This is a genomic window from Citrobacter pasteurii, from assembly GCF_019047765.1.
Lineage (GTDB): Bacteria > Pseudomonadota > Gammaproteobacteria > Enterobacterales > Enterobacteriaceae > Citrobacter > Citrobacter pasteurii.
This window is the reverse complement of sequence record NZ_CP077262.1, coordinates 1021777-1048773: the sequence shown is the minus strand read 5'-3', so window position 1 is coordinate 1048773 and position 26997 is coordinate 1021777. Positions and strand designations below refer to the sequence as shown.

Here is a 26997-nt window from a genome sequence, read left to right as displayed (position 1 = left end):
TATGCCCCTTATTAAAAGGGGCATACATCACGCATAGCTAATATCGTCAATAAGTCCCGGAGGGAGATTATTCTCACCAGTTGAACTAAATTGAGCAACTGTTATAGCCTTCAAACGTCCAGCTAACTTCTCAGGGACATCATTATCAACAACAATAATTTGGCATGGTATTGATTTTTGCTGAGCATAATTACTTATATCAATTAAATTATTAAATATTTGCTCATATTTTTCCGGATCTGATGTTCCTTCCTTAAGATCTTCGGTCGAATCCGTCTCGCTCAAATACTTATATTTAGTACTCTTCCCTAAATATTTACCTACCGTGTCTAATAATAAAAATCTCGGATGATTAATATCATTCACTATAGAGTATTTTAACAAAGAGGAAATATAACCTATTGAAATTAAAGTTCTTAAACCACCAGAGGTTATATTGAAATAATCCCTATTTCTTACAATAGCAGAATATGTTGACGGACTTATACTAATCCCAGTTCTGTTTTTAATATTTATCTTAACCAAGAAATCATTCAAATAATCGCCAAGCGATGATAGAATTCCAGAGATATCAGGAGCATCTTTTCTAAGTCGTTCCAATTGTTCACTTAATTTAGAAAGATTCTCTTTTAACTTAGCTTGTAAAGTTAAAATATCATCTTGATGATTTCTTACCCTTAAGCTGGAAACAAGATTCCCTCTTCTGTTTCGGATGTCTGCCAACTCTTTAACAAGAGCATCACGCTGTGTTAAGAATGGAGTAATCATTTCCTCAGCTTCAGTATCAATCATTTCGGCGACCTTAGCAAGGTCGCCCTCTAACACAGATCTCTCTTGTGCCAGAGATTGTCCTTCTGTAGCAAGATTAACAATTAACTCATCTATAGACTTAACGCGCCTCAATAATGAATTTAGTTCCTCATCGAGTTTTTCTGTTTTTGAATTTAAAAAAACAGAGTCATCGTTATTAATTGTGATGATATTATCACAGATGGGACAATTACATTTCACGTTAGTTAATTGACCAATTTTGCTGTTTGCTGTATGAATCGCCTGAATTTTATTTATATCATTCTTGTAATCATTTTTTAGGCGAACATATTGTTCTCTTTTATAAGAAACATCCGCAATCTTTTTTAATAGCCCTTTAATTTTCAAATTAAACTCAGCATGATATGCTTTCAGTTCGTTATATACCTCAGAATCCGCTTTCATTGAACTATTAAGGTCACTAAGTTTTTCTTCAAGATCTTCAATGGTTAGATCACATTTGTCTATTTCCATATCTAATGATGCAATAGATTCATAACCTGTTTCTCTCAAGAACTCAGAAACATTTTCATATTTCTTAACTAACCGATTAAACTCTGTTGTTTTCTCGGAAATTTGGGATTCAATATCAGAAATATCAGCATCAAATAGATTAAATATATATTTAAAGACTTCTTTTGTATGAGCATACCTTGCCCACTCCGTTAATCCAAGCAGAGATTTACTCCCCATATCATCCTGATCAACATAACAAAATTTAATTATATCACGAAAACTAATTCTTCTGAATTTAGATATTTCTTGAGAAGGAGATACCTTTAATTTCAACTTTGGAAAACTCAAAGAATCCATCAAAAAATCCGAAAAAAATCCATCCGGTGCACTTGTTATATTAAATTTTGGAGCATATTTCTTAGGGATATAACTACCAACATTTTCAAAGTTACAGCTATACACCTCAATTAATTCGTTTGGTTTAAATATATTTCTAATGATAGTATAAGGTTCATCATTGATGATTATTTCTAAAGCAGCATAGTCAACAGAAGAAATGATTTCATCGGCAAGTTCAATACTACTTCCACCTAATAAGTAGTCAATAAACTCAAGAATGCTTGATTTTCCTGTATCTGAATCACCATGAATAATATTCAGCCCATCTTCAAATTCCACAAAATAATTTTTTCTAGAACCCACCAAAATAAGACGCTCTATCCTAAGATAAGATTTCATTCCGCCTCCATAAATACTTCATTTAATATTTTATATAACTTTGAAGATGGCAAAGATTTTAGAGAGCCTAACGATTCTGAATAATTCCTAATCGAAACGAAAAAATCACCATTAAGAGACCTAGCGAAATCTTCACCAGTTCCAGACAACTTGAGATAACTTTTTTCCTCATATCGTTCAACGTCCAACAGACCTCTAATCGCCATAGTCTTTAAAATTGTCTTTATCTTTTTATTATCAAAAAGAATATCGACGTTATTGGACAAGCTTTTTATAGTATGAGTTTCTTTTTCATCTATAACAGGAATTTTCTTCCCCAAAAATAGCATTACCTTCTCAATTTTAGCTGGGTTTTTCATGAGATACATGAAAAACTGAGCCTTATCAATATCCAGGACAGCGTTTCCATTCCTGTTTTTACTAAGATTTTCCAGAATAATCGCAAGAATACCAATATTGAGAGAAAACTCTTCATCCAACGGGATATAAGGTAAAGAATTCATCATTTCGCTCTTAATTCGCTAATAGAGTTGACGGTTGTATCTGGAGACCAGATAACATCCCTATTCAATTTATTAGCTAACTGATGGAGCATACCTTTTTTATGTAAATTATCCAGACTTGCAAGTAAAGATACTAGTTCACTTTTATCTTCGTTATCTATTTTACTATGAATTGCCGCGAGTAATTGATCCGAAGATAATCGTTCTGATATCGCTATCTGATATTGAGTCTGATAAAGATTTTTAATTTTTCGATAGAGATTATCAAGAATTGCACGATCGTGATCGCTGGTAAATAGATTTCTCGCCAATTCAGCATTATAATAATATTCTTTGGCATGATTGGTTATATCTTCATGAACATCAGCTATAATCATTTTCAATACAAAATATTCATTATCATACTGCTTATCATCCTTAAACTCAGTAGGACAAATTATTTCATTTACAGTATTACTAATCTCAAGGACAAATTTTTTAACAACTTTATAAACATTATTTTCAATACTATCTGGCTTGCATATAGTTATATGATCTTCATGCACTGCCACAGAATCTTTAGCAAGGACTTGTACAGGCAAAGCACTTTGTTTTGCAACTATAATGTCATTTGTTCCATACACGAATTTTGACTTAGGTAAACTATCTATAGTTAACCACTCACGATTCAGCGCATCCGTTTCATTACTAAAAACGCTTAAATCTTTTATCTGAACATTTGATGTAATCATTGAGGACATTACGGAAGCCAATCCGGCTCCTGAATGTGGCACGGCCAATGAGATAAAACCAGCCAAATTATTAGCTCTGCCATATTTTATCATTTTTAATATACAGGATTTTGCAACCAGACCGCCCATACTATGAGCTACAAATATAACATTCTTATAATCTGAAAGGTTTACATCCATCTCAGTAACTAACAATTCAGATAGTTCACTTACTGGCAGGTTGATTTCTTTTTTCTTTGTACATTGAAACAATCGTCTCAAGAGATTTTTTGTTTTTCCGTAGAAATTAGTAAAATTTGTGAAATACTCAAAGCAAGCAACATCATAGTGTTCAAAATCAGGATCTGATGACAGAAGTTTAGGAAAGGATACTGTATTGCTATAAGACCAAGTATCACTTCCTCCCTTCAAACCGTGAATAAAAAGAATTAAATTTGGCGCACCATCTCTTTTACTCCATTGAAGCATACTCATAGTCTTCCCCTTGATGCACTTAGTTACGTGTCACCCAGTTATTCAATTAGCTTTGTTGCTCATATACCATACAAATCCATAAAGATCAAATTTAAACAATGAAAACAAAAAGTTATATAAACGCTTTGGATATCACTATTCAAAATGATTCCAAAATCACCTGTACCAGCGAGAGTACGAGAACTATAATGGTTTAATAATTTTCGAAATTGTCCATCAAGAGGCGACATTTGCCAAACTATATAAACTGGCTGATGCAAAACACCCAACCCGGTCAGGTGTTGCTCCAGTCATGGCTTACCCGCAACGGCATAGATCGTAAGCTCTCTTATCTCTATGTCCAGAATGGCTGGATCAGGCGGATCGCGCACGGCGTATACTGCCGGATGGGCCGTGAGCCGGACTGGGTGGACGCGGTTTATTGCCTGCAAACACAGTGGGAAAAGCCGGTTCGTGTGGCAGGGCTAACCAGCCTTGCGCTACAGGGCCATGCCCACTATACCGAACCGGGCAGACAACAGATCTGGCTGGCGCTTCCGGCTTACGTCAAACTGCCGGGGTGGTTCGCCGCCTTTGAGCAATCCGCGAAGTTTGTCACGCTGTATACCTCTGGCCTCACCGTCGATGTGACACCATTCACGACAAAGCTGAATATCGGCGACCGACAGTTAACGGGCAGTATCCCGGAACTGGCCGCGTATGAGATCGCCTGCGGCGTTCCTTCGTTGATCTCGTTCGAACATGCCGATGCCCTGTTTCAGGGAATGAACCTTCTCAGCCCGCGTAAATTACAAACACTGCTCTGCGCCAGTCATTCGGTTAAAACCAACCGGGTGATGCTCTATCTTGCCCGACGCAATGCGCATCCTTACTTTCAGTATCTCTATCAACGCGGTATAGAAACAGGCACGGGAAAGCGGCAAATCATTCCCGGCGGCTGGCTGGAGCCGGATTATCAAATTACCGTTCCCCGCGCATTTAAACCGGAAGGAGTCGAAGATGGATCTGCGTGATAGTTATGCCCGACAGGTTAGGCTATTAATGACTGCCCTGCCGCATGTGGCAAAGGAGTCCTGCTTCGCCCTGAAAGGCGGCACGGCAATCAATTTGTTTGTACAAGATTTCCCTCGCCTGTCGGTAGATATCGATCTGGCGTATAAGACCTATGTGGATCGCGATACCGATCTGGCTGCCATCAATGACGCCTTGATGCGTATTACTGAATCGCTGAACGGCAGACTGGGGATCACCGCTATCCGGCAGGAGAATAAAGCGGATGAAAAGCGCATCATCGTTAACACCGCCGATGCACAAATAAAGATTGAGGTCAGCCCGGTGTGGCGTGGGCTACTGCTGCCATCAACAGAAATGCCGGTATGCGAACAGGTGGAAATGGAGTATGGCTTCACCACCATGAATGTCGTCTCGCTGGCAGACCTTTACGGCGGTAAAATCTGCGCCGCGCTCGATCGCCAGCATCCGCGCGATCTGTTCGACGTGCTGAATATGCTGGATAAACCGGGCCTGACGCGCGAGATTTTTGACGGTTTTCTTTGCTATCTGGCAGGGCATCCCCGCCCCATTGCCGAGCTGCTGGCGCCAAACTGGGATACAGCGCAGATCGCCACGCTGTACGCTCAGGAATTTTCAGGCATGACGCAACGGGAAACGTCGCTGGAGTCGCTTCTGTCGGTAACGACCTTGCTGCCACAAGCGCTGAAATCGCATCTTACGGAGCGGGATCGCCAGTTCTTGCTCAGTTATAAGCAAAATAACCCTGACTGGTCGCTGTATCGCTACCCTGAGATTCAACATCTCCCGGCTATTCGCTGGAAGTTGCGTAATCTGGCAGTGCTGAATGATAAGAATCCGGCCAAGTATGCGGCGGCGGTGAGCAAGTTAGAGGGGGTTCTGGCGCAGTATATTTAGCCCTGGTTCTGAGAGATTGAATTGAGCCATGATGCTTGGTTATCTCAACGGCCTCATGGCTACATCTCAAAAACAGATGAAAATATTTATGTAATTCAATAAATAATAATCAACACTGTCAAATATTATCTCAAAAGTGCCTAATCCAACATATCAACAAAAAGCGCAATGTAGGGGTAACGGATCAACCCCCTACGAGCGAGGTGGATGTGTTTTTCACACCGTTATATGTGGACCTCAGACTGTTATGTGTGAACCTAACTCCACACATAACGAAGCCCCCATTCGCAAAATGACGATTTTTCGTGATAACCCTCACAAAAATAGAGCGATTTTTTATGGGGGCTTTAGTGGGGGCGCTGTTTACGAGAAATACCAACAAAACCAATAACAAACAGCACCTTAATCGTGGATGTGATTCCGAGTCCGGCACCACTAATTTAAAGAACCCGCCCATAAGGCGGGTTTTTGCTTTTGTTTGATATAATTTACCCCCTCCCCATGGCGCTTTGTTTCAATAGCGCATAACGATTAAGAAGCTGATTAAGCCGCATATCGAGCTGCTGATACAACGCGGGTGATACACTCCCCTGCTGGCTTAATTCCTCATCGATTTGACGCAATAACTCTTCTGTCGGCGGTGTTTGGTCAAGCTGGCGGCGGATAGTGAAAATGGCTGATTTCAGCTCCGACCCCGTCAGATATTTCCCTTTGCGTTCATCGAGTGCATTTAGCTGAGTGGTTAACGCTTCCAGCCCCTGCTGGGCATGATGCCAGTTTTGCAGTGCGCTTTCCGGCAACGCTTCCGTGATTAACTGTTTTTGTAATCCGCTTGAGAATTCCGTCGTCAGCGATTCTTCCGGCCACAGGGTGGCTAACTGCTGCGCTAATGATGCGGCATACTCCCTCGACCATAGAGGTGACAGGTCATGTAAAACGTCCAATTGCCCTTGCGTTGCGGCAATTATTTCCTGTTTCTGCTCCTTCAAATCTGAAGATTGTCTCAACGTGGACAATTGCTCTGGCGACAGCATCTGCGGCAATGGCTTCACCAGTTCATATCCGTCGGCGCGCATATGCATAATACCAAGAAAAGCGCCTGTAGTTACGCACGCAGTCACCATGGCACCGATAGCAAACCCCAGCCACATCCGTCGGGTTCCATGACCGGTTTGAGTAGCAAAAACCGTTGCGCTCGATTGCTCTGGTGACACGGGTTCATTAACCACAAAGACCAACTGTGGCAAAGACGTCTCAACGTTAATGGTCGCACCTGAAGCCGGTATCATCACAGCGCCCGCTCCCGAATCCGCTTCAGCTTTCTCCAGACGCAAAGCAGCATTGTGCATCCAGGTAACAACCGCCTCCAGTTTACTCAGCGCTTTCAACTCAAGCCGTTGCAGCACTTCGCAGACATGTTTTAAACTCTGCTCAACCCGATACACCATTGATAAATCAGCATATGACAGCGTCAGCGTACGCAATTCTTGCTGTAAACGGGCTGACAGCCATGCCAGAATCTCAACGCGGACATGCGTCTGCTGCGGCCATATAGCACTCCAGTGGTGCGTCAATAAGGCTTCCATGAGTTCTGCGCCTTCAGCAAGCCCCATCAGACCCGTATTACGTGTTCTGCCGACGGTATACCAGGCCAGGGTTTGCAGTTCGACGCCGTTATGACGAAACAATGTCAGGCTTAACTGTTCAACTTGGTGCCAGTCAACATCCGGGCGCGCGGGGTGAGTCAGTTTGCTGATTTCATCGCGTAACTGCCCGAACTCCGTAAAAGCACGCGGGTCGCCACCGGTGGTGATGCGAATCTTTTCCATGTCAGTACACTCTCGTCTCAAGCCAGCCCTGCTTTTTAAGATGACGAATAAGAACCCGCCCCTCAGGGGTAAAGTCAGTGCCATAGCGAACAATGCCAACGTCCTGCAGTTCAGCATCAATTGCATAACGCAAATGCCCCGGCGTTTCCTGCTCCTGCATCGTTACCTGAATACCTTTTAGTCGCGGTTCATACTTCAACAAAACCTGAGAAAGCGTGCTGATAAGCTGATGCGCCGTACCTGGCATCCCCTGGAGGATTTTTGTCATATCCGGCAGACCGTAGTCGGGTAAATGTTTGAGGCTACCGGCACGCGTATTCAAAATGCGCTGCATATTATCCAGGACGGACAAGATGACCTGTGTGTTTTCGCTAACTTCGTGCAAAGGAAAACCACCGGAAAAATTACCCAACAAGATGTCATAAAGAGAAGGCCGTTTAATCATGACTCGTCCTCCTGCATCAGAAGAACCAGAGCCTGAGAATTTAATTCAATCACTCGCGCTTTATCAGAATCGAGATCTTCACGACCTAATACTACACGCCATGAATCCTCAGACTGTTCGGGAGAAATGAACATTCCCGCCACGCCAACATATTGCGCTTCTATTTCAAGTGGAATATCGACAGTTACGCTTTCACCAGGACGTACCCGAATATCTTTCTGAGCCAGTAAATCTGCTTTCACCACCGTGCTGTCTTGCGCAAATAAAGACTGATAATTCGCTGAGTCAAATGCTTTACGATCTTTGAGTTGGTAAATACGTACGACTGTTGAAAGCGCGATGCCCTGCGCATTTTTATTAGCGGCTTCTCTGGCGTAAAGATCCAAATGCAATGTTTTAATTTCCTTATAAAAAATTGACTTTGTTAATGACACCGTGCCTTCAGATACTTTTTGTGTCAGGCCACATCCGGTAATCAGACTGGTCATTGCGGTTATTACGGCAAAATTAATAGCGATAATCGCCAGTCTCATCGGCTTCCCTCCGCTGATCGTGTTGACTAAGGCTCTGCCAGAGCCCAAGTTTAATCGTTATGAGTTGATTCTTAATTTCCGGATTATCCAGACGCATTACAGCCGTGCGACCGAGCTGTACTGCGCGTTCGCTTTTATTGCTGGTAAGTTGAGCATCCGGAAGCGCCGAGCGAGGAATACGTAATTGCAGCCTCGCATTCACTCTGCCACCTAAATAAACGTGCATCAGCACAAGAAAATCATGGTAAAGCTGACCACCGGGCAACCAGTCGCGAACCTCATCGGGAACATCCGTTGTCAGCGTAATTAGCACCTGACTGTTAATATCTACGGCGCTATGCCCCATCACCGGACGAGAATGGAGACTAACGGGTTGCCGCGTACTCATTTTTAACGCCTTATCCAACAGGATTAAGCGTTTATCATGAGGGGTCACGGTGATATTTGTTATTGGCGATAATAAAGAAACCAGCGCGGATATTCCTTCCGCCGTACGCGTTGGCATTCTCATTATTCCTAACAGCGCCAAAAAACGCGATAACGGAGCCTCCGTTTGTGCGGCGCATCCTGGAATCCCCAACCCGGTTAACCCCAGTAAATATTGCGATGTTTCATCTGTACCGCCGGGGCGAAAGGTCGCTGGATAACTGTATTTACGCCAGATTCGATAAAACTGCGTAATTAAGCGGTGATTAAAAATATCAAGAAACTCAGCGGCAACGTCCGAACCTTCCTGACGCTGGGCGATATCATCCTGATAAGTTGTCGGCAGCGGCGATTCCACGCCATACAACCCCATAAAAGTGACACGAACCGTTGGCGGTAGTGTGGGATGCTGTGGATCATATTCTGCACTTTTTAGCTCACCCGCCGGGAACCCCATCCCCGGATGAGGACGAAAACGAATGGCATCGAAGCGCGGACTTTGTTGGCTTCCTGGAGCTGGCGCTTGCGGGTTCCCCTGTTCCAACAACTGGCAGAAACGATAAAAATTGGTACGTGGCAGGTTTTCGCCAAGGCTATTTAGCAGCCGGGTAGCCGCTGATTGTGATTCTCTTTCCATCGCAAGCTTTTCCCTGCCGGCTGTATGATTAAAGTAAGCTGATTAAACAAATGAATATCCGCATATAATGCAAAAAAGCGGTTAAGCATTTCTCCAAACAGATGAATATCGCCCTCACCGGTAAATCCGTTCTCATCAAGCGTTATTTCGATGTCCACGCCACGGAGTAAAAATCCTTTTTCAAAGCGCTGTATTTCATGTTGTTGAACATCCATGATCGCATCCAGACGATGATAATTAAGCTCATCATCCTGCCAGTTATAGAGAGACAACGTTCCTTTGAGCACTTCAGCGCTGGCCATCATATTCAGAAAGCTGGATCCCAGGTGGCTCAACACGCGCCAGTGAAAACGATCCTCGGCGGGAGGATAAGCGGGGAGAGTCGGTTTACACAGATTGCGCACGGCAAGCGGCGTCTGGAGGATCTGCTCACAACGATTAAGCAATGAACTCTGCAAAGCTCGTCTGGGTAGCTGACCGTTTGTGCCAGTCACTTTCAATGACACGGTTTCATACTCAGCAAGATGCTCCCGCTCCCAGGCCTCACCGCCGAGGATCAGCCAGGTATCATACAATCCGGATACGCCGCGTCTGACGCGAGTATGGTAGTAACGTTCGGGTGTATTACGGCGCATCATTCCTCCCTTGTGGCGAAAGCTGGTGAATGGGGCATAGGCGGCATTACGCGCCCGCTGCGAACCTGAAACCGCATCCACCGAATAAATTTCCGTGTGACCATCCTGCAATCTGCGCGGACGCAGCAAATATTCGCTTTCAAGCCCATTCACCACCAGCGGATCGGCTTCCAGAGTGAAGAGATTAATAACCGGAACGCAATGAAGGCGGATATTTTCACTCCCCAGAGGAAGCTCAGAATTCCACTGTTGAGCCAATACCGCTTCAATTTCAAAGCAGTCGATACCCGCAGGAAAGGTTATCTTTTCCAGACCGTTAAGATGGACAAACATAAATTTTTCGCGAAACGTAAAATACTCAAGCAATAATTGCCAGCCGCCAAACGCCGCATCGCCTTTTGGCCATAAACTGTCTTCACTGGCAAATCCGCCCGGGGAAAAGAAACCCTCCAGTCGAATACGTTCTACGCTGTTGGGGAGTCTCAAATAAAGAGAGGCCAGACGCTTTGTCAAAGCAAGGTGCAGCGTGTGGGCCACCGGCGCGTCACCGCTCAGGTAAAGGCTGAGACGCGTCAGATCGGTTTGCGACCAGTCCATCTGTGGATTGCACTTTAATCGCATACGGATGACCGAGCGTCCGTCAGGTTCGGCATCGATATTCACCGCCGTAACAGACAGTGGGCTGAGCGTGACGGGCTGTGTAGTACGATACTGACATACCGTTTTTTTAGGACCGACGGGCTGGGACAATACGCCAAACCCCGCATTAATCCGTTCGCTCATTTTCAGCACATCAGTATCCGGTAAAAGTTCGACAATGCTTAAGGAGGGAATAGTGCGTAAATAATGTGGCCATAGCAGACTCATCAAGCCTTCGGTAAATTCAGGAAGATGATCGTCAATTTTGGCGCGCAATCGCCCCATTGAAAATGCAAAACCTTCAAATAATCGTTCCACATAGGGATCGGGGATACCGGCTTTGTCCAGATCCAACATGGCAGCACGATCCGGATGCGCCTGCGCAAACTCTTTTGCCGCTTCCCTTAAATAACGCATTTCCGCGTCATAATAACGCAGAGTTAAATCATCCATTTTACAGTTCGCTTATTTAGTTTTAGCCACACAAGACGGCAGCTCTGGCGGGATCAATGGCGACCAAACCGGACAACAGGGAGTCCATCTCTGGCGCCAGACGCGCTTTGTCACTTTCACTGCGGTTGGCTTTTAAACGCAGAAGTTTCAGCCGTCGCGCTTTGACTTCAAACAGCAATTCAGGCTCCCATTGTTTGAGAGTGAGAGAGTGCGCAGTCGTATTCAACTCGCCAAGCAAATGCAGCGCGAGATCGTTGCGCCCACACTGTTCCGTCAGACGGGCCATTAACAGCTGGCGTAACCAACACTGTCGACGTGAAATAATGCCGGGGCGAGTCTGAAGCCAGGCAAGCGCAGCCTCAACGCCTTCGCTATCCGCCAGCGCCAGCGCCTCGTTTTCAAGTAGCAGAATATCGTCGTTCGCCCCTGCGGTAGTCGCAGCGACTTTTTCCGTCTGCCAGTCGCTTTCCTGCAGCACGTCACGGACTATCCACTCGCGGGTGACGTCATCAGCAAAGGGAGTTCCATCGTTAAATGCCAGCGTTTCCAGACCCGGCATCCGATGTAGCAGCATTTTCAAATCGCTGATGATAATGGCGGCATTTTTATCCCATGGCGAACCCGCCCTGCTTAACGCCTGATGAAGATACCACTGCACGTCCAGCCAGAAATGATTCACTCCCTCAACAAATAGGCTGTCGGTTAACTCAATCAGTTCAGTCCAGTTTTGCTGCAAATACAGACGCTTGAGCTGCGCGCGGTAATCACTCTTGGGCGATTCCAGGCGTGTACGTCCGGTGCCATCTGGCGGAGGAAGCTGGCTGACCGTATCGAGCCGCACGCTTTTCATCAAATGATGCGCCGCCAGCCAGCCATCCGGCTGATCGCTTAAGTATTTCGCCAACAACCGTGCCTGTTCCAGCAGCTCACGGCCAGAAGCAATACTTTTGAGGACAACGGCTTCTGCGCTGTGCCGGCTGGGTTGAGCACTGATATTTTGCGGTACCAATGCCTGAGCGCCGCCAGACTGCGCCAGCCGATTCTCCAGCGCGCTATACAACGCCCCAAGCCCTGGACGAATGCTCTCCTCTCGCTGACTAAACTGCTGCTCCAGCAACATCAGCGCACCGGCGATCCGTTGCGTGTCAGGTCGTGAAACCTCGGGAAAACGCGCCAGACTATCCAGCATTCGTCCGCCTGCCAGCCATTCAAGGGCGGCCTTATGGCTGTTGGCTCTTAAGGGGTGGAGAGAATCGCCATATTGCTGCATCAGACCAGCCAGCAAAATCAGACCATCCGCCAGGCCGGACTCACCATCCTGATGCAAACGCGCCCATGTGTAGTAGGTGACAACACGGACATCTTTACAGCTATGGGTCAGAATTTTTTCCGCGAGCTCAATGATGAGATCCGTTTGTGCGCCAGAAAGTTTATTCACCTCCTCTCGCATGCGCTGAAAATCATCATCATAGACCGGATCTTCCCCGCCTGGGTTGGCTGCTGAAACTGGCAATAGCCAGTTTTGCCATAGCACAGTCTGCGTTTGCGCTTGTTCCATTAGTTGCCGTTGTTCATCTGGCGAAGCCGCGCTGGCGGCCAGTAGACGTTTCAAAGCGCTCATTCTTCTTCCTCTGAGGAAATCTTGCCGCTAACAACAAAAATTGCTTCTGGTAGTTCAAAGTCGCGGAGTTTAAGTAATGCGAGCGGGCCTTCACCCGCTTCCGTTCGCAGGGTGTAGTTCAGCGGCAATCCATCCTGCGCAGTCCAGCGCAGGTTAAAACCGCTGCTCACGCCAGCGTTGTCGGTTATCTCCGCTTTCTCAAGCAGTCTTATCCACCCCCAGGTACCAGGGTTATCTGAGTAGATTCGGGTTCCCGTATTTGTACTCACCCAGCTTAGGGTTGCCCCTGATGCTGGCGTATCAGCTGGCCAGACAAGGTTTTTCCACGCTGGCATCTGATTAACGTAGGTGAGTTTTTGCCCATCCAGCACGAGGTCAGTCTGCATCACATCCCGCGCCGTTCCAGGACGCAGTTCAAAACGCATCCCGGCTTCGCCACGAATAAATGCGACATCCGCAATTTGGCTGAGCTGGTCTATCGCCTCGAGGAACGCCGGATTAAACACCAGTCCCTGCGCATTCACCGTGTCAGCAACCCAGTGGCTTCCCTGTTTATGCAGCACACCGCTTAAATGGCTTTCGAGAAAATGCGGGATCCGGCCATTATCGCTTCGCAGATATTGCGCCAGCAGCGGCAGAGAAGCCTCGCTGCCGACATCGCGAAACGGATAACGTCCGCCGAATGCGCTGTTCCAGTCATTCACAATCAGCGCCTTCCATTGCGCATTCAGGCCCGACGCGGTCGGTTGCAACACCTGCTGCCATGACTGCTCCAGCGGCTGAACAAACATAGTTTGACCAAATCCACTCCATGCTTGCCCCAGACTGGCCGCCACCAGATTGCCATAGTCACGCGTGGTGGTGAGATCGATGGTTTTGCCCTGAAACACCGTTTGCGCCAGAGCCTGACTCATTCCCTGCGGATCGGCAGCGTTAGTAATCTGCTGGAGTTTCAGTCTGACCTGCGTTACCCGGGTCAGGTAGGTTTGCAGACTCAGGTGACTGATATCCTGGCCAGCCGATTGTTCATCCATCAATGCCAGGATTGGCGAGAAGGTACTCACCATAGGGCCTTCTTCCCGCGCATGCTGGTCAATGGTCTGATTTTCTTTGGTGTTAAACAGATCCTTTGCCGACTTTACCAGCGAGTCCGACAGCGCTTCACCGGTTAACCCTGTGCGTCCCTGAACGGCGAGGGTATTCATTAACGCAACCAGAGGTGACTGACGAATATCGGCAATCAACGTGAGTTGATCGATGGCATCGCTTAGCGTCTGGGTGCGCTTCCAGCGAATACTGTTGAGAAAATCCAGCCAGTTGTCGGCAAAATCCGTGAAGTAACGCTCGCTAAGATGCGCCTTTAACGCCAGTGGAGAGAGAGGGTCGCTTGCTGAATGCGTATCATCTCCCAGTACCTGATCCATTTCTTCCTGGCGGTTATTTACAATTTTTTCTATGGCGGGCAAAACCTCCCCTTCCCAGGCTTTGCGGGTATATACGCCAGCAACCGAACTCTGGGTATAAAATACGTGCTCTGCCCGGGTATCGCCGGTCATGTCTTCCAGACGAAGCTCGGTATAATGCGGAGTCACCTGTTCAATAATTTTCTGATACAAAGCTGCTTCGCCATTGCGGATCCCCATCTGACGAATTAACAGCGTTCGCACCTGGCTAATAAGATTTTTATCCGCTGCTATTTTCCATTCAGGATGCGCCTGAAGGTGTTCTCCCCAGAATTGCCAGAGTCCTGGCCCCACGCCCTGCCATGATGCGCGCGAAATACCCGCGCGATCCGGCCAGTCTTGCATCAACGCCTGACTAAAAAACGATGACTCCATCTGCTCAGGCCGGGAGAGCATCAGATACATTTTCAGTTGGTTGTAGGCGATCTTTGCCCGAGCGGCAAACTGCGGGCTATCTGGAGCCAGCCGGGTTAAAGTCGTTAATTCCTGAGTGAGATGTTGATCGGCTTCATCACGCAGGAGCGGAATAGCGATACGCGTATAACGCGGCCATAGCGCATCCAGCAGAGCATCATTTTGGCTTAAGCCGAAGCGGTAGTACCACGGCACCCCATTCTGCTGACGCCAGCGAAGCTGACCTGGCGTTTGCTGAAGCGAGGATAGCGCCGTAAGACGCTCGGTGAGCGGTTCATCCGCACCGCCTGCCAGTCTCGCCTGGTCCAGACTTTCGCCGATCAGATTGCGGTTCGCCAAAAAAGACACCACCATTCCTGCGCCCCATAGCAGCATCAAACCAGCGGTACCGACGGCCAACACGCGCATCCCTGAACGGCCTGTGCGCTGTGCCCTAAGTTCAGCAGGTAACGCAGGGAGCGAATCAAGCAGCGCACGCCAGCGCTCATCACGCATCCAGGCATGCGCGACGCGCGATGAGGTACTTTCCGCATACTGGCTCAAGATGACCGCCGCCAGCGGCAGAGGCCGGTGCGGGCTAAAAAAAGTGGACAACGATTCGCTGATGGCTTCTGCGCCAGGCATCAGCAAATTAGCCATTTTCAGTAAGAAGTTATCGCGGATATTGCACGTAACCTGCTGCGTGCCCTGCTCCGCCATCTGCATTGCCAGCGAGGTCAACTGCGAACGACATAAAGCTGTAGTGCATCCTGCAGGGAACAAACACGTCGCAGAGTGCAGGGTTACGTCATCCAGGACGAATTGAGCGCCATGCAGCGACCAAAGGTATAACGGTACTCGCCAGCGAAGCGTGGTAAAAACAGTCTGAAGATGGCGAGCGGCATTATCTATTTGTTCTGCGGTTAAAGAGACAACAGGTGCAGATTGAGCCAATGCCTGCTGGTGCTGAAAAGTGGGGGTTACCCATATAATTCCATCCAGCGGGCGCCGATGCAGCTTGCGTATCGCCTCACACAACGAAACATCTGGCGGTTCAGTGAGCGAACCTCCCCAGATTAACACCACGCCATCCCCTTCAACCCAGCGCTGAGTGGCGAGTTTAGGTACCAGTAGATCAACCTGAGAGGCATCTCCCATCACCAGCAGGATATGCGTTTTGGCGCGCCAGCGGCGGCCGTAATTATCTTTAAGTGTAGAATGGAAGTTAATGAATATATTACTATCCAATGTGGTGGTTATATTATTCCCAACATTTGTCTTATCAACTGATTTCCATGGCAAAAAAGAATAAACAATTGATTTATATTTTAACAATGGAACATACGATATCAACACTGATTTCAGCGCATTCAACTGCCATAATTTAAAAATATAACATAGTGCTATTAAAACAGTTGTAACGACTATTATCCTTGTTGATTGGGTCCTCACCCCCAAATACTCTCCGTAGTAAAAAAGAACTACATAGCATATCAAACCAACGACAACTAAAATACATAACCGACCAAATAGCAGCAACAAGGTGGACTTCTTCATATATCTATTCCTGATTTCTAATTTTTTTAACCCTCGACAATATAATTCTTCCATCCGATTCCGATAATATTAGATCAACAGCACTCACATTTTGTCCATTTAACAAAGAGAACATTAACATCATCCATATATCAAACTCTCCGTGAATGCCGATATATAACTCTGCATAATATTGCTCAAGGTTGTTATTATGCTCATTAAGAAGAACTGCCACCTTAGCCACATCTTTTTTATCGCTATGTTTGCCTATCAATAAATTGTCAATTATCCCAACCCTGGCTTGATAAAAAATAAGATCGTTAAGGTCTTTGAGCAGTTCATCATCATTCGTAGAGATAGACCTATACAACCTTGCTTTCTCGACAATATTATTCTGATTAACTAACATCGGTGCAGCAAAAAGAAAAGCACACATCCCATCACCCGTTTTATGGTGATTATCTTTGGTATCCGTTGATTTCTCCCCTACAATAATTAACCTGAATATATCCTCCGTAACGCTTAACCATTCATTAATATTTAATACATAATCGTGCAAAATAAATTCACTATTTTTAATTATATTATCAGAGAGCCCAAGTCGTTTCCAGGCCAATAAAAAAGACTGCCATGCTGAAGTTCCTGACATCTGACCAACAATAAAGTTAATAACTAAACCTTTTCCAGAAGGAATATCAATTAATCTGGCTCTTATAGGAGCTAATAACTCATGGAATAAAGCCGTATAGTCAATCGATTCTGGAAAATGTAATGCCCTGGCCCCAATGGCATTGAACTCATTTCCTTCAAGTAAACTGGGTATCTGTGATTCTTCAGGAAAGAGATAGCTGTAATCTACAATACTTATATAACTTGATGCCCATTCAGACCACTCATAATCAATATTAGAACTTTCCGTTGATATCATTTCATTTCTTTCAAGAGATACGCCGACCTGAAATAATCGAAGCCCTATATATATAATGAATACTAAAAAAATACTTAGCGATATTACAAAAGCATAATAAAAACAGTCATTATTATGAGTAATATAATAAAATAAACTAAATAGCAGAACAACAGTTATTAACAATGAGAAAAAAACACCACTATCGCGGCCCCACCTAATAGAACGTACAGGTTGCATTGTCTTTTTATCAGGAATATTCCAACTCATTTTAACTTACCAGATCCCCGTACAGGGAAGTGTTGAAATAACATAGCAACCGCATTGACACATACATTTATGCACAGCTACTGGTTTTCCATCTGAGATCCACTCAGTAGAACCCTGGATTATCTTATTTACGCCATGAAATGGTATTGGGCATATAACAGTATCCCCAAGTAATGCAACACCTAAACCATCGATAATCATCGTTGACGAAACAGAAATTACTTTGCCACCACTACTTAATGGATCATTGAGCCTGACCAAACCTAGAAACATAAATCCTCACTATAAAACAATATAACTATCCAGATGTGATTTTTTGAAAAAACAAAAAATTATCCAGCATATTTATATAATCAGATAATAATATCTCACCTAGTAATAAACATTAACTTTTAAATTAAACCCCATATAAAATTAGTCTAATAGTAAAAAAACCACCATCCTGATTTAAGTAATCGAATAGATCGCCCTTGTTTCTTAAATTCTTTTATTCTTCTGCGTTTTAATCTTCGCAAATCGATATTGGTCACATTATCCCAGCCAGCAACAGTCAATATCTCCTCCGTCAGCTGTTCTTTCGGAAAGGGATGTCGTCGCCAGATCGTCCATATTGCGGGGAGGATATACAAAAAGGTTCCCATGGTCAGGAACATCGTTACCCCACTCACTATTTTTTCAGTAACAACCCAGCCGTCCTGATAAATAAACACTATCAACATCATAATAATTAAAAAAATAACGATCGAAATGGGGACTTTCATCGCGTCTATTCGCGCCCGTCGTATTCCCTGGTAGCACCACGGTGGCATGGTCAGCGAACGTGCATGCGGCCGGACAAGGGCATATACCAGGTACTCCTCTCCCACCGGCGCGGCAATCAGTTCCACTTCCTCACCTTCCCGGCAATAAGGCGCGCCCAGCCACCCTGAAAAGGGCCGGCTGTTGATTTCCCCAGTAACGTACCACGCCGAAGAAGGAACTCTGTCTTCATTGCTCGCCACCATGCCCTGTGCCGTTGCCGCTGACCCCGTCGAGGCCAGCACCATCGCGGCAGACGCCATGTTCTCATCCTGCCTGCTGAAATATTCCCACGTCTGCGGATAGGCTTTAGTGTCAAAATAGTGCGTCAGGCAGCGCTGGTGGTAGTTTGTCACCACACCCCTGACCTTTATCAGCGGGGCTGGCGGGGGCAGTACCGGGTCCGGTGGCATATCGGCCAGCGCTTTTGCCAGCTGCTTTTCTTCGCGATACAGTTCTGCCAGCCGTTTTTTATGCTTCTTCCTGCCGTCCGATTCATAGTGCGCAATGGTTTGTCTTAATTTTATCCACTCCCTGCGCTCCCGGAGATAGTTCTCTTCCACATACCCTTTTCCCTTCTCCAGACCCCGGATATAGGCCCTGGGCATATCGGCGAACAGTTCGTCATCTTCTGTCATAGTATTTAATCTTTTAATTCCAGCTAATAGTAATAAAACCACCATCCTGATTTAAGTAATCGAATAGATCGCCCTTGCTTCTTAAATTCTTTTATTTTTTTCTTGTCGTGTTTCAGAAGGTCAATATTGGTCACATTATCCCAGCCAGCAACAGTCAATATCTCCTCCGTCAGCTGTTCTTTCGGAAAGGGATGTCGTCGCCAGATCGTCCATATTGCGGGGAGGATATACAGAAAGGTTCCCATGGTCAGGAACATCGTTACCCCACTCACTATTTTTTCAGTAACAACCCAGCCGTCCTGATAAATAAACACTATCAACATCATAATAATTAAAAAAATAACGATCGAAATGGGGACTTTCATCGCGTCTATTCGCGCCCGTCGTATTCCCTGGTAGCACCACGGTGGCATGGTCAGCGAACGCGCATGCGGCCGGACAAGGGCATATACCAGATACTCCTCTCCTACCGGCGCGGCAATCAGTTCCACTTCCTCACCTTCCCGGCAATAGGGTGCGCCCAGCCACCCTGAAAACTGCCGGCCATTGATTTCGCCCGTGACGTACCACGCCGCAGCTGGAACCCTGTCTTCATTGCTCGCCACCATGCCCTGTGCCGTTGCCGCTGACCCCGTCGAGGCCAGCACCATCGCGGCAGACGCCATGTTCTCATCCTGCCTGCTGAAATATTCCCACGTCTGCGGATAGGCTTTAGTGTCAAAATAATGCGTCAGGCAGCGCTGGTGGTAGTTTGTCACCACACCCCTGACCTTTATCAGCGGAGCTGGCGGGGGCAGTACCGGGTCCGGTGGCATATCGGCCAGCGCTTTTGCCAGCTGCTTTTCTTCACGATACAGTTCCGCCAGCCGTTTTTTATGCTTCTTCCTGCCGTCCGATTCATAGTGCGCAATGGTTTGTCTTAATTTTATCCACTCCCTGCGCTCCCGGAGATAGTTTTCTTTCACATACCCTTTTCCCTTCTCCAGTCCCCGGATATAGGCCCTGGGCATATCGGCGAACAGTTCGTCATCTTCTGTCATAGTATTTAATCTTTTAATTCCAGCTAATAGTAATAAAACCACCATCCTGATGTCATTACTCGAACAGATTTCCCGTTCTTTTTGAATTCTTTAATTCTTCTGCGCTTTAATCTCCGCAAATCAATATTGGTCACATTATCCCAGCCAGCAACAGTCAATATCTCCTCCGTCAGCTGTTCTTTCGGAAAGGGATGCCGTCGCCAGATCGTCCATATTGCGGGGAGGATATACAGAAAGGTTCCCGTAACCAAAAATATCGTTATCACTTGTCGTAATCCTTCACTAAGGACCCAATCTTCTTTATACAACCCCACTACCAGCAGCAGAATAGCCAGAAGAATAACGATCGAAATGGGGACTTTCATCGCGTCTATTCGTGCCCGTCGTATTCCCTGGTAGCACCACGGTGGCATGGTCAGCGAACGCGCATGCGGCCGGACAAGGGCATATACCAGATACTCCTCTCCCACCGGCGCGGCAATCAGTTCCACTTCCTCACCTTCCCGGCAATAGGGCGCGCCCAGCCACCCTGAAAAGGGCCGGCTGTTGATTTCGCCCGTGACGTACCACGCCGCAGCTGTAACCCTGTCTTCATTGCTCGCCACCATGCCCTGTGCCGTTGCCGCTGACCCCGTCGAGGCCAGCACCATCGCGGCAGACGCCATGTTCTCATCCTGCCTGCTGAAATAATCCCACGTCTGCGGATAGGCTTTGGTGTCAAAATAGTGCGTCAGGCAGCGCTGGTGGTAGTTTGTCACCACACCCCTGACCTTTATCAGCGGGGCTGGCGGGGGCAGTACCGGGTCCGGTGGCATATCGGCCAGCGCTTTTGCCAGCTGCTTTTCTTCGCGATACAGTTCTGCCAGCCGTTTTTTATGCTTCTTCCTGCCGTCCGATTCATAGTGCGCAATGGTTTGTCTTAATTTTATCCACTCCCTGCGCTCCCGGAGATAGTTTTCTTTCACATACCCTTTTCCCTTCTCCAGTCCCCGGATATAGGTCCGTGGCATATCAGCAAACAGTTCGTCATCTTCTGTCATAGTATTTCGCTGCTCCACAATTAAACCACAACAGGGACTTCCGGCTCATCATAGATAATAAATGGCCAGTAAATTATTGGTTTCCCACGTTGTGTTTTTTTACCTGAAGATAATTGACGTAAGCTTTCTTGCAGTGAATTTCGGGTCTCATCAATAAACATATTGATTCTTTCCGGCGAATAACTGTCGATATCAATCGAACAATCATCACCAAACAAGCTATTCTCAATCCACGACTGTAACGCATCACGTGAATAATATTCCGTCAAAATATATTCAGCGACCATCAATAACAGGGCTACCTCCCACGAGGCCAACAGTCCCACCCATTCGACGCCTAATTTTGTTAATTGAGGCGCAGCTGCCCTCCCCAGCCATACGGCTAATTCCCCTTCAGCGGTATCCCAGCCAAAGCGTTCAATCAGCACCGACATCAATTTTCCTTCCGCTTTGGCAATAATGGCGACATCACTAAGAGTCTTGATTGAATATAAGCCCGTAAATGCCCATTTTTTACTGGAATTCGGTAAATTAACTTTATTCAATAATGTTGAAATATCTAATCCCAGCGAAAGGCCAGCACTTATCAACGAGCATCCTGCGCCAAACATTTTCATGTAATGGAGACTATTTCTCTCTTTAAGAATGATCTCCATCGCAGGGGTTGCAATATCAATTATCCCGCTTGCCGTTGCCGATATTGCGCTGACTACCTTCGCGTAGTTAGCAGGTTCATTTTTAAAATTATCGAGTTGGTTATACAACTCAGCAACATTGAAAAATAAAACAAAAATTCTAATACTTGTCACCGCATAACCAGAAGATCCCGCAGGCTGGCTAAGATAATTGGCATACGCTTTTTCAAGTGCGGTATATTTCTTACTCGCCCCCCGGAGAAGATCAGCCCGAATGGCTCTTTGCGGGCTGTAAAAAACAGTGCCGGTAATGTAAGCCCTGCGTTCCGTGGCCCAGCCAAAATATTTGCTGAACAATATTTTGGTTTCTAACTCTGACTTTCCAGAAGATAGCGAGAAAAGGGTTCGAACAATGAGGTCATTCATGGTGTTGAGAACTGGTCCAATCCGTGATACGGAAAAAAACCTGGCCCCTACGGTTGCCATGTGCTGATCCATTTGATACAGCACTCTTTTCGAGAATACGACATTGCCAGCCAGAGGTTTTGAAATTTCACTCGTTGCTTTTTCAAAACCTTTAAATATTTTATTAAGTTTAGCGCCATTCTTCTCAAAAAAGTAGAGCACATCATTTTCAGAAACCGGCGCTATGCTACACTGACGCAAGCTAGCCAATAATGACTCCGCATCTGCCATGATCTCTGGATTATTATAAAAATGTGTTCTCCAGACGAGATTAGCTTCACTTGTCGTGGTATATGCGCCTATCCAGTCATCCAGCAATTTTGCACCTGATGGCGACTCACCAAGACCAGCCATCGCGAAGGCAGCTATTTCACGATAGTACGCATTATCAACAGGGTCATTAGAGAAAAAATCCTGTAATATTGTTATGAATAACGAAGCCTGTAACCATTCACAACGATAGGTGATCAATTTAGCGAGCTGTTCATCAATTTTTGGTGTTAGATCAGCACAACATTGATTAAAAGAGTCCCATTTACTCTGATTAATCATTCGGGCATATTTGGACCAATCATTAGCTACCTGTTGTTTTTTATAAACCTCGTTTTGTTTTCCCTTTACCTGCTTTTCGAATTCTTCGCGAGTTAGTATATTCTTCGAGTCTGTTTCTTTAGATTTCTCATTCTGGACATACATATCATAAGAATAATCCATTGCCGGTGGAGAAATATATGTTTCCTGCGGTAATTCAGCAAGTTGGGCTGCAACATTCTGTTCCGAGCTTTTGTTAACAATCTCCTTAACACCGTTTATCAGGCTCTGGGTGCAGAACTCCAGGGCACGTTCTTCACCAAATATCTTCGCCATCGCCAGGACATCATTCGTCCATCCCGTCAGCTCATGCGTTATCCCTGTCGCATCATGCAGCGCCATCAGCAACGGTGTAACGGGGGAACCGTCTGGCTTCACACCCCGTTCCTTCATCTGCCGGATTGTGTTTCCGGCCACTCCGCTCTTCCACGGATACAATGTCTCCTGCGGCCCCGGCTCTTTCACTATTGCATAGCGTTCACTCACACACTGGCTGACGCGGATTTTTGTATGGGTGCCATATGGTAACAGCATTGCCGGACTCAGCTGGCTTCCCTGCGGCGCGATGTAATCCAGAACGCCTGCAAGATTGCCTGTCGTTGCTTCTGTCGTTTGCTCTGAAGTCTGCGGTGATGTCCAGTTCGATGCACTCAGGCGCTGCATTCTGCGCTGCCGTTGACCGTCATCGCCCGCGTAACGCTCCATCGTTTTTTCCGTCCAGGGACACTGCGTGAATGCTATCCAGATATCATTCTCCAGGACTTCATAAGGCAGCGTCAGAAAATCCTTTCCGCCATCACTGTACGTTCCCTGCCGACAGTCTGGCTCTGATTTCTCCAGAACATTTTTCGCCGACAGCTGTTTCCACAAACTGCCGTCATCACACACCGACCACGCTTCCCAGTCCGTCAGGTACGGATAATAGATATAGATATATCCCCTGCGCATCGCGCGTAGCGCATAGTGATAGTTTTCGTTTTCCGCCGGGTAAGCTGATATTCCAGATTTTGCCCACGCCGGCAATGGTTCTTTAATATATTCAGGAACCACCGCATAGCGTACAGGTAGTAATGCCGGTCCCTGTGACATACAGTCACATTTATGATTTGCCATAATTTATCCATGCCGTTAAGAACCATTCAACATCCGTATTAATAATAAAAAAAACAATGCGTCCCCCCTGAATAATCAAAGGGAGTACCTTTGCGCAGAGGGTTTGGCGGGATCCCCGTTCGCTTCCACTCTTTTTTTCGCCGTTTATGGAGCGTGTCCAGGTTAATATCCGCCACGTTTTCCCAGCCCAGCAGGGTGAATATCTCCTCTGACAGCGTTTCTTCCGGTAACGGTTTATGTTTATAAATTGACCAGGCCGCGGGAAGCAGACACAACCCCAGTAAGGCCAGAAAAGCTACTGCCATAAGTGAATAAAAATATGGATTTGAGAATGCCTCCCATCCATTATATACATGTATATATAATGGGATAATAATAACCAGGCACAAATAGCAAACCCGTAGCGGGATACGCACTGCCGCCCGGCGCGCCTGATTCTTTCCCCGGTAGCACCCCGGCGTCATGCACAGGGACTGCTCCTCCGGCTTGTGGATGGCATACACCAGATACTCCTCGCCAACCGGGGCCGCCAGCAGTTCCACCTCCTCCCCTTCATAGCACCAGTGGCATCCCAGCCAGCCGGTAAAACGCCTGCCGTTAATGCGCCCGGTCAGATACCAGGCCCCGCACAGCGGTCTGTCATAGTCCTGCAGCAGGGCCGAGGCTGTCCCTCCCGAGCCGCTGGCCGCCCAGACCACCGCCGACGCCGCCATCTTCTTTTTATAGCGGGCGTAGTAGGCGCTTCCTTCCGGGTAGGACAGAACGTCGAAATGCTGCACCACCCGCCGCTGCGTCAGTTTTTCAATGCCCCCCCGAACTTTAATCAGCGGTGCCGGAGGCGGCAGCACCGGGTCCGGCGGGGCGTTTTTCAGTGCTTCCAGCAGCTCTTTCTCTTTCAGGCGAAAATGTGCCAGCCATTTTCCTTTTTCATTTCTGGCCTCGATATTACGCAGAATTTCCTGCGTTCGCACCAGCTCACTTTTTTGCTGCAGATAGTTATGCAGCGGATATTTTTTATTGCTGCCTTCGAGGCTTCTTCGCAATCCGTCCGAGAATTTCAGTTCTTTTTCCATAATTTATCCATGCCATTAAGAACCATTCAACATCCGTATTAATAATAAAAAAAACAATGTGTCCCCCCTGAATAATCAAAGGGGGTTCCTTTGCGCAGAGGATTTGGCGGGATCCCCGTTCGCTTCCACTCTTTTTTTCGCCGTTTATGGAGCGTGTCCAGGTTAATATCCGCCACGTTTTTCCAGCCCAGCAGGGTGAATATCTCCTCTGACAGCGTTTCTTCCGGTAACGGTTTATGTTTGTAAATTGACCACGTTGCGGGAAGCAGACACATCACCAGCAGAAAAATTATTGCTTCAACTATAAATAAATAGAACATAGGATCATAAAATGATGCTAAACCATCACCACATAGCAACGCAGCGATGGAAATGGCAAAACATAAGTAACAAACCCGCAGCGGGATACGCACTGCCGCGCGGCGCGCCTGATTCTTTCCCCGGTAGCACCCCGGCGTCATGCACAGGGACTGCTCCTCCGGTTTGTGGATGGCATACACCAGATACTCCTCGCCGACCGGGGCCGCCAGCAGTTCCACCTCCTCCCCTTCATAGCACCAGTGGCATCCCAGCCAGCCGGTAAAACGCCTGCCGTTAATGCGCCCGGTCAGATACCAGGCCCCGCACAGCGGTCTGTCATAGTCCTGCAGCAGGGCCGAGGCTGTCCCTCCCGAGCCGCTGGCCGCCCAGACCACCGCCGACGCCGCCATCTTCTTTTTATAGCGGGCGTAGTAGGCGCTTCCTTCCGGGTAGGACAGAACGTCGAAATGCTGCACCACCCGCCGCTGCGTCAGTTTTTCAATGACCCCCCGAACTTTAATCAGCGGCGCCGGAGGCGGCAGCACCGGGTCCGGCGGGGCGTTTTTCAGCGCTTCCAGCAACTCTTTCTCTTTCAGGCTAAAATGCGCCAGCCATTTTCCTTTTTCATTTCTGGCCTCGATATTGCGCAGAATTTCCTGCGTTCGCACCAGCTCACTTTTTTGCTGCAGATAGTTATGCAGCGGATATTTTTTATTGCTGCCTTCGAGGCTTCTTCGCAATCCGTCCGAGAATTTCAGCTCTTTTTCCATAATTTATCCATGCCATTAAGAACCATTCAACATCCGTATTAATAATAAAAAAAACAATGTGTCCCCCCTGAATAATCAAAGGGGGTTCCTTTGCGCAGAGGATTTGGCGGGATCCCCGTTCGCTTCCACTCTTTTTTTCGCCGTTTATGGAGCGTGTCCAGGTTAATATCCGCCACGTTTTTCCAGCCCAGCAGGGTGAATATCTCCTCTGACAGCGTTTCTTCCGGTAACGGTTTATGTTTGTAAATTGACCAGGCCGCAGGAAGCAGACACAACCCCAATGACATAAGACAAAACACAGCCAACATCATGTAAAATTCCGGATCAGAAAATGCCTCCCATCCATTATGAATATGTATAACTGCAGGAGTCACTACTGCCAGGCTCAGATAGCATACCCGCAACGGGATACGCACTGCCGCCCGGCGCGCCTGATTCTTCCCCCGGTAACACCCCGGCGTCATGCACAGGGACTGCTCCTCCGGCTTGTGGATGGCATACACCAGATACTCCTCACCGACCGGGGCCGCCAGCAGCTCCACCTCCTCCCCTTCATAGCACCAGTGGCATCCCAGCCAGCCGGTAAAACGCCTGCCGTTAATGCGCCCGGTCAGATACCAGGCCCCGCACAGCGGTCTGTCATAGTCCTGCAGCAGGGCCGAGGCTGTCCCTCCCGAGCCGCTGGCCGCCCAGACCACCGCCGACGCCGCCATCTTCTTTTTATAGCGGGCGTAGTAGGCGCTTCCTTCCGGGTAGGACAGAACGTCGAAATGCTGCACCACCCGCCGCTGCGTCAGTTTTTCAATGACCCCCCGAACTTTAATCAGCGGCGCCGGAGGCGGCAGCACCGGGTCCGGCGGGGCGTTTTTCAGCGCTTCCAGCAACTCTTTCTCTTTCAGGCTAAAATGCGCCAGCCATTTTCCTTTTTCATTTCTGGCCTCGATATTGCGCAGAATTTCCTGCGTTCGCACCAGCTCACTTTTTTGCTGCAGATAGTTATGCAGCGGATATTTTTTATTGCTGCCTTCGAGGCTTCTTCGCAATCCGTCCGAGAATTTCAGCTCTTTTTCCATAATTTATCCATGCCATTAAGAACCATTCAACAT

General features: G+C 47.1%; 21 protein-coding genes. 2 read left to right on the top strand and 19 right to left on the bottom strand.

Features of this window, described 5'->3' with window-relative positions; all coding sequences use genetic code 11:
• Nucleotides 1–27: 27 nt before the first annotated feature.
• The 3 genes from I6L54_RS05100 to I6L54_RS05090 are packed head-to-tail and all read right to left on the bottom strand — an operon-like array spanning nucleotide 28 to nucleotide 3712.
• Nucleotides 28–2004, bottom strand: a complete 1977-nt coding sequence (locus I6L54_RS05100; RefSeq protein WP_040229931.1) for an AAA family ATPase — start codon at nucleotides 2002–2004, stop codon at nucleotides 28–30.
• Nucleotides 2001–2510, bottom strand: a complete 510-nt coding sequence (locus tag I6L54_RS05095; protein ID WP_040229932.1) for an ABC-three component system middle component 4 — start codon at nucleotides 2508–2510, stop codon at nucleotides 2001–2003. Before I6L54_RS05095 ends, I6L54_RS05100 begins: the two co-directional genes overlap by 4 nt.
• A complete protein-coding gene (locus I6L54_RS05090) occupies nucleotides 2507–3712 on the bottom strand; it encodes an ABC-three component system protein (protein WP_040229934.1) in 1206 nt (401 codons plus the stop codon). Before I6L54_RS05090 ends, I6L54_RS05095 begins: the two co-directional genes overlap by 4 nt.
• A gap of 230 nt (nucleotides 3713–3942) precedes the next feature.
• Between I6L54_RS05090 and I6L54_RS05085 the strand changes: the two genes are divergently transcribed.
• Together I6L54_RS05085 and I6L54_RS05080 are read left to right on the top strand one after the other, a co-directional pair.
• On the top strand, nucleotides 3943–4725 hold the full coding sequence (locus I6L54_RS05085) for a type IV toxin-antitoxin system AbiEi family antitoxin domain-containing protein (RefSeq protein ID WP_040229937.1): 783 nt from the start codon (nucleotides 3943–3945) through the stop codon (nucleotides 4723–4725).
• Nucleotides 4712–5641, top strand: coding sequence for a nucleotidyl transferase AbiEii/AbiGii toxin family protein (locus I6L54_RS05080; RefSeq protein WP_040229939.1), 930 nt, complete (start codon nucleotides 4712–4714; stop codon nucleotides 5639–5641). The genes I6L54_RS05085 and I6L54_RS05080 overlap by 14 nt, the downstream gene beginning before the upstream one ends.
• Nucleotides 5642–6129: 488 nt before the next feature.
• Here I6L54_RS05080 and I6L54_RS05075 read toward each other — a convergent pair whose 3' ends face one another.
• The 16 genes from I6L54_RS05075 to I6L54_RS05000 all read right to left on the bottom strand — a co-directional run bounded on the left by I6L54_RS05075 (nucleotide 6130) and on the right by I6L54_RS05000 (nucleotide 26964).
• A complete protein-coding gene (locus tag I6L54_RS05075; protein WP_040229940.1) occupies nucleotides 6130–7470 on the bottom strand; it encodes an ImpA domain-containing protein in 1341 nt (446 codons plus the stop codon).
• 1 nt (nucleotide 7471) lies between these two features.
• Entirely contained in the window at nucleotides 7472–7915 is a 444-nt protein-coding gene (tssE, locus tag I6L54_RS05070) for a type VI secretion system baseplate subunit TssE (RefSeq protein ID WP_040229942.1), read from the bottom strand.
• Nucleotides 7912–8448 (bottom strand): type VI secretion system lipoprotein TssJ, encoded by a 537-nt coding sequence (tssJ, locus tag I6L54_RS05065; protein WP_040229943.1) that lies wholly within the window; start codon nucleotides 8446–8448, stop codon nucleotides 7912–7914. Before tssJ ends, tssE begins: the two co-directional genes overlap by 4 nt.
• Entirely contained in the window at nucleotides 8423–9511 is a 1089-nt protein-coding gene (tssG, locus tag I6L54_RS05060; RefSeq protein WP_040229944.1) for a type VI secretion system baseplate subunit TssG, read from the bottom strand. The genes tssJ and tssG overlap by 26 nt, the downstream gene beginning before the upstream one ends.
• Nucleotides 9472–11238, bottom strand: a complete 1767-nt coding sequence (tssF, locus tag I6L54_RS05055) for a type VI secretion system baseplate subunit TssF (RefSeq protein ID WP_040229946.1) — start codon at nucleotides 11236–11238, stop codon at nucleotides 9472–9474. Before tssF ends, tssG begins: the two co-directional genes overlap by 40 nt.
• Nucleotides 11239–11260: 22 nt before the next feature.
• Nucleotides 11261–12859, bottom strand: a complete 1599-nt coding sequence (gene tssA, locus I6L54_RS05050; RefSeq protein ID WP_040229947.1) for a type VI secretion system protein TssA — start codon at nucleotides 12857–12859, stop codon at nucleotides 11261–11263.
• Nucleotides 12856–16272 (bottom strand): ImcF-related family protein, encoded by a 3417-nt coding sequence (locus I6L54_RS05045; protein WP_040229948.1) that lies wholly within the window; start codon nucleotides 16270–16272, stop codon nucleotides 12856–12858. Before I6L54_RS05045 ends, tssA begins: the two co-directional genes overlap by 4 nt.
• A gap of 4 nt (nucleotides 16273–16276) precedes the next feature.
• Entirely contained in the window at nucleotides 16277–17428 is a 1152-nt protein-coding gene (locus tag I6L54_RS05040; RefSeq protein ID WP_040229949.1) for a KPHS_23130 family T6SS system protein, read from the bottom strand.
• Between the two features lie 6 nt (nucleotides 17429–17434).
• Nucleotides 17435–17701 (bottom strand): PAAR domain-containing protein, encoded by a 267-nt coding sequence (locus I6L54_RS05035; RefSeq protein ID WP_008321243.1) that lies wholly within the window; start codon nucleotides 17699–17701, stop codon nucleotides 17435–17437.
• A gap of 146 nt (nucleotides 17702–17847) precedes the next feature.
• Nucleotides 17848–18909 carry a putative type VI secretion system effector gene (locus tag I6L54_RS05030; protein ID WP_246600990.1) on the bottom strand — a complete coding sequence of 354 codons (1062 nt, stop codon included), beginning with the start codon at nucleotides 18907–18909 and terminating at the stop codon, nucleotides 17848–17850.
• Nucleotides 18888–19904, bottom strand: a complete 1017-nt coding sequence (locus I6L54_RS05025) for a putative type VI secretion system effector (RefSeq protein ID WP_040232922.1) — start codon at nucleotides 19902–19904, stop codon at nucleotides 18888–18890. The genes I6L54_RS05030 and I6L54_RS05025 overlap by 22 nt, the downstream gene beginning before the upstream one ends.
• A 23-nt stretch (nucleotides 19905–19927) precedes the next feature.
• Nucleotides 19928–20944 carry a putative type VI secretion system effector gene (locus tag I6L54_RS05020; protein WP_040232920.1) on the bottom strand — a complete coding sequence of 339 codons (1017 nt, stop codon included), beginning with the start codon at nucleotides 20942–20944 and terminating at the stop codon, nucleotides 19928–19930.
• Between the two features lie 20 nt (nucleotides 20945–20964).
• Nucleotides 20965–23748, bottom strand: a complete 2784-nt coding sequence (locus I6L54_RS05015) for a T6SS effector BTH_I2691 family protein (protein WP_217124637.1) — start codon at nucleotides 23746–23748, stop codon at nucleotides 20965–20967.
• Between the two features lie 38 nt (nucleotides 23749–23786).
• Nucleotides 23787–24821: a putative type VI secretion system effector gene (locus tag I6L54_RS05010; RefSeq protein ID WP_217124636.1), complete on the bottom strand. Its 1035-nt coding sequence runs from the start codon at nucleotides 24819–24821 to the stop codon at nucleotides 23787–23789.
• A 38-nt stretch (nucleotides 24822–24859) separates the two neighbouring features.
• Nucleotides 24860–25891, bottom strand: a complete 1032-nt coding sequence (locus I6L54_RS05005; protein WP_137378480.1) for a putative type VI secretion system effector — start codon at nucleotides 25889–25891, stop codon at nucleotides 24860–24862.
• A 38-nt stretch (nucleotides 25892–25929) separates the two neighbouring features.
• Nucleotides 25930–26964: a putative type VI secretion system effector gene (locus I6L54_RS05000; protein ID WP_217124635.1), complete on the bottom strand. Its 1035-nt coding sequence runs from the start codon at nucleotides 26962–26964 to the stop codon at nucleotides 25930–25932.
• Nucleotides 26965–26997: the final 33 nt, after the last annotated feature.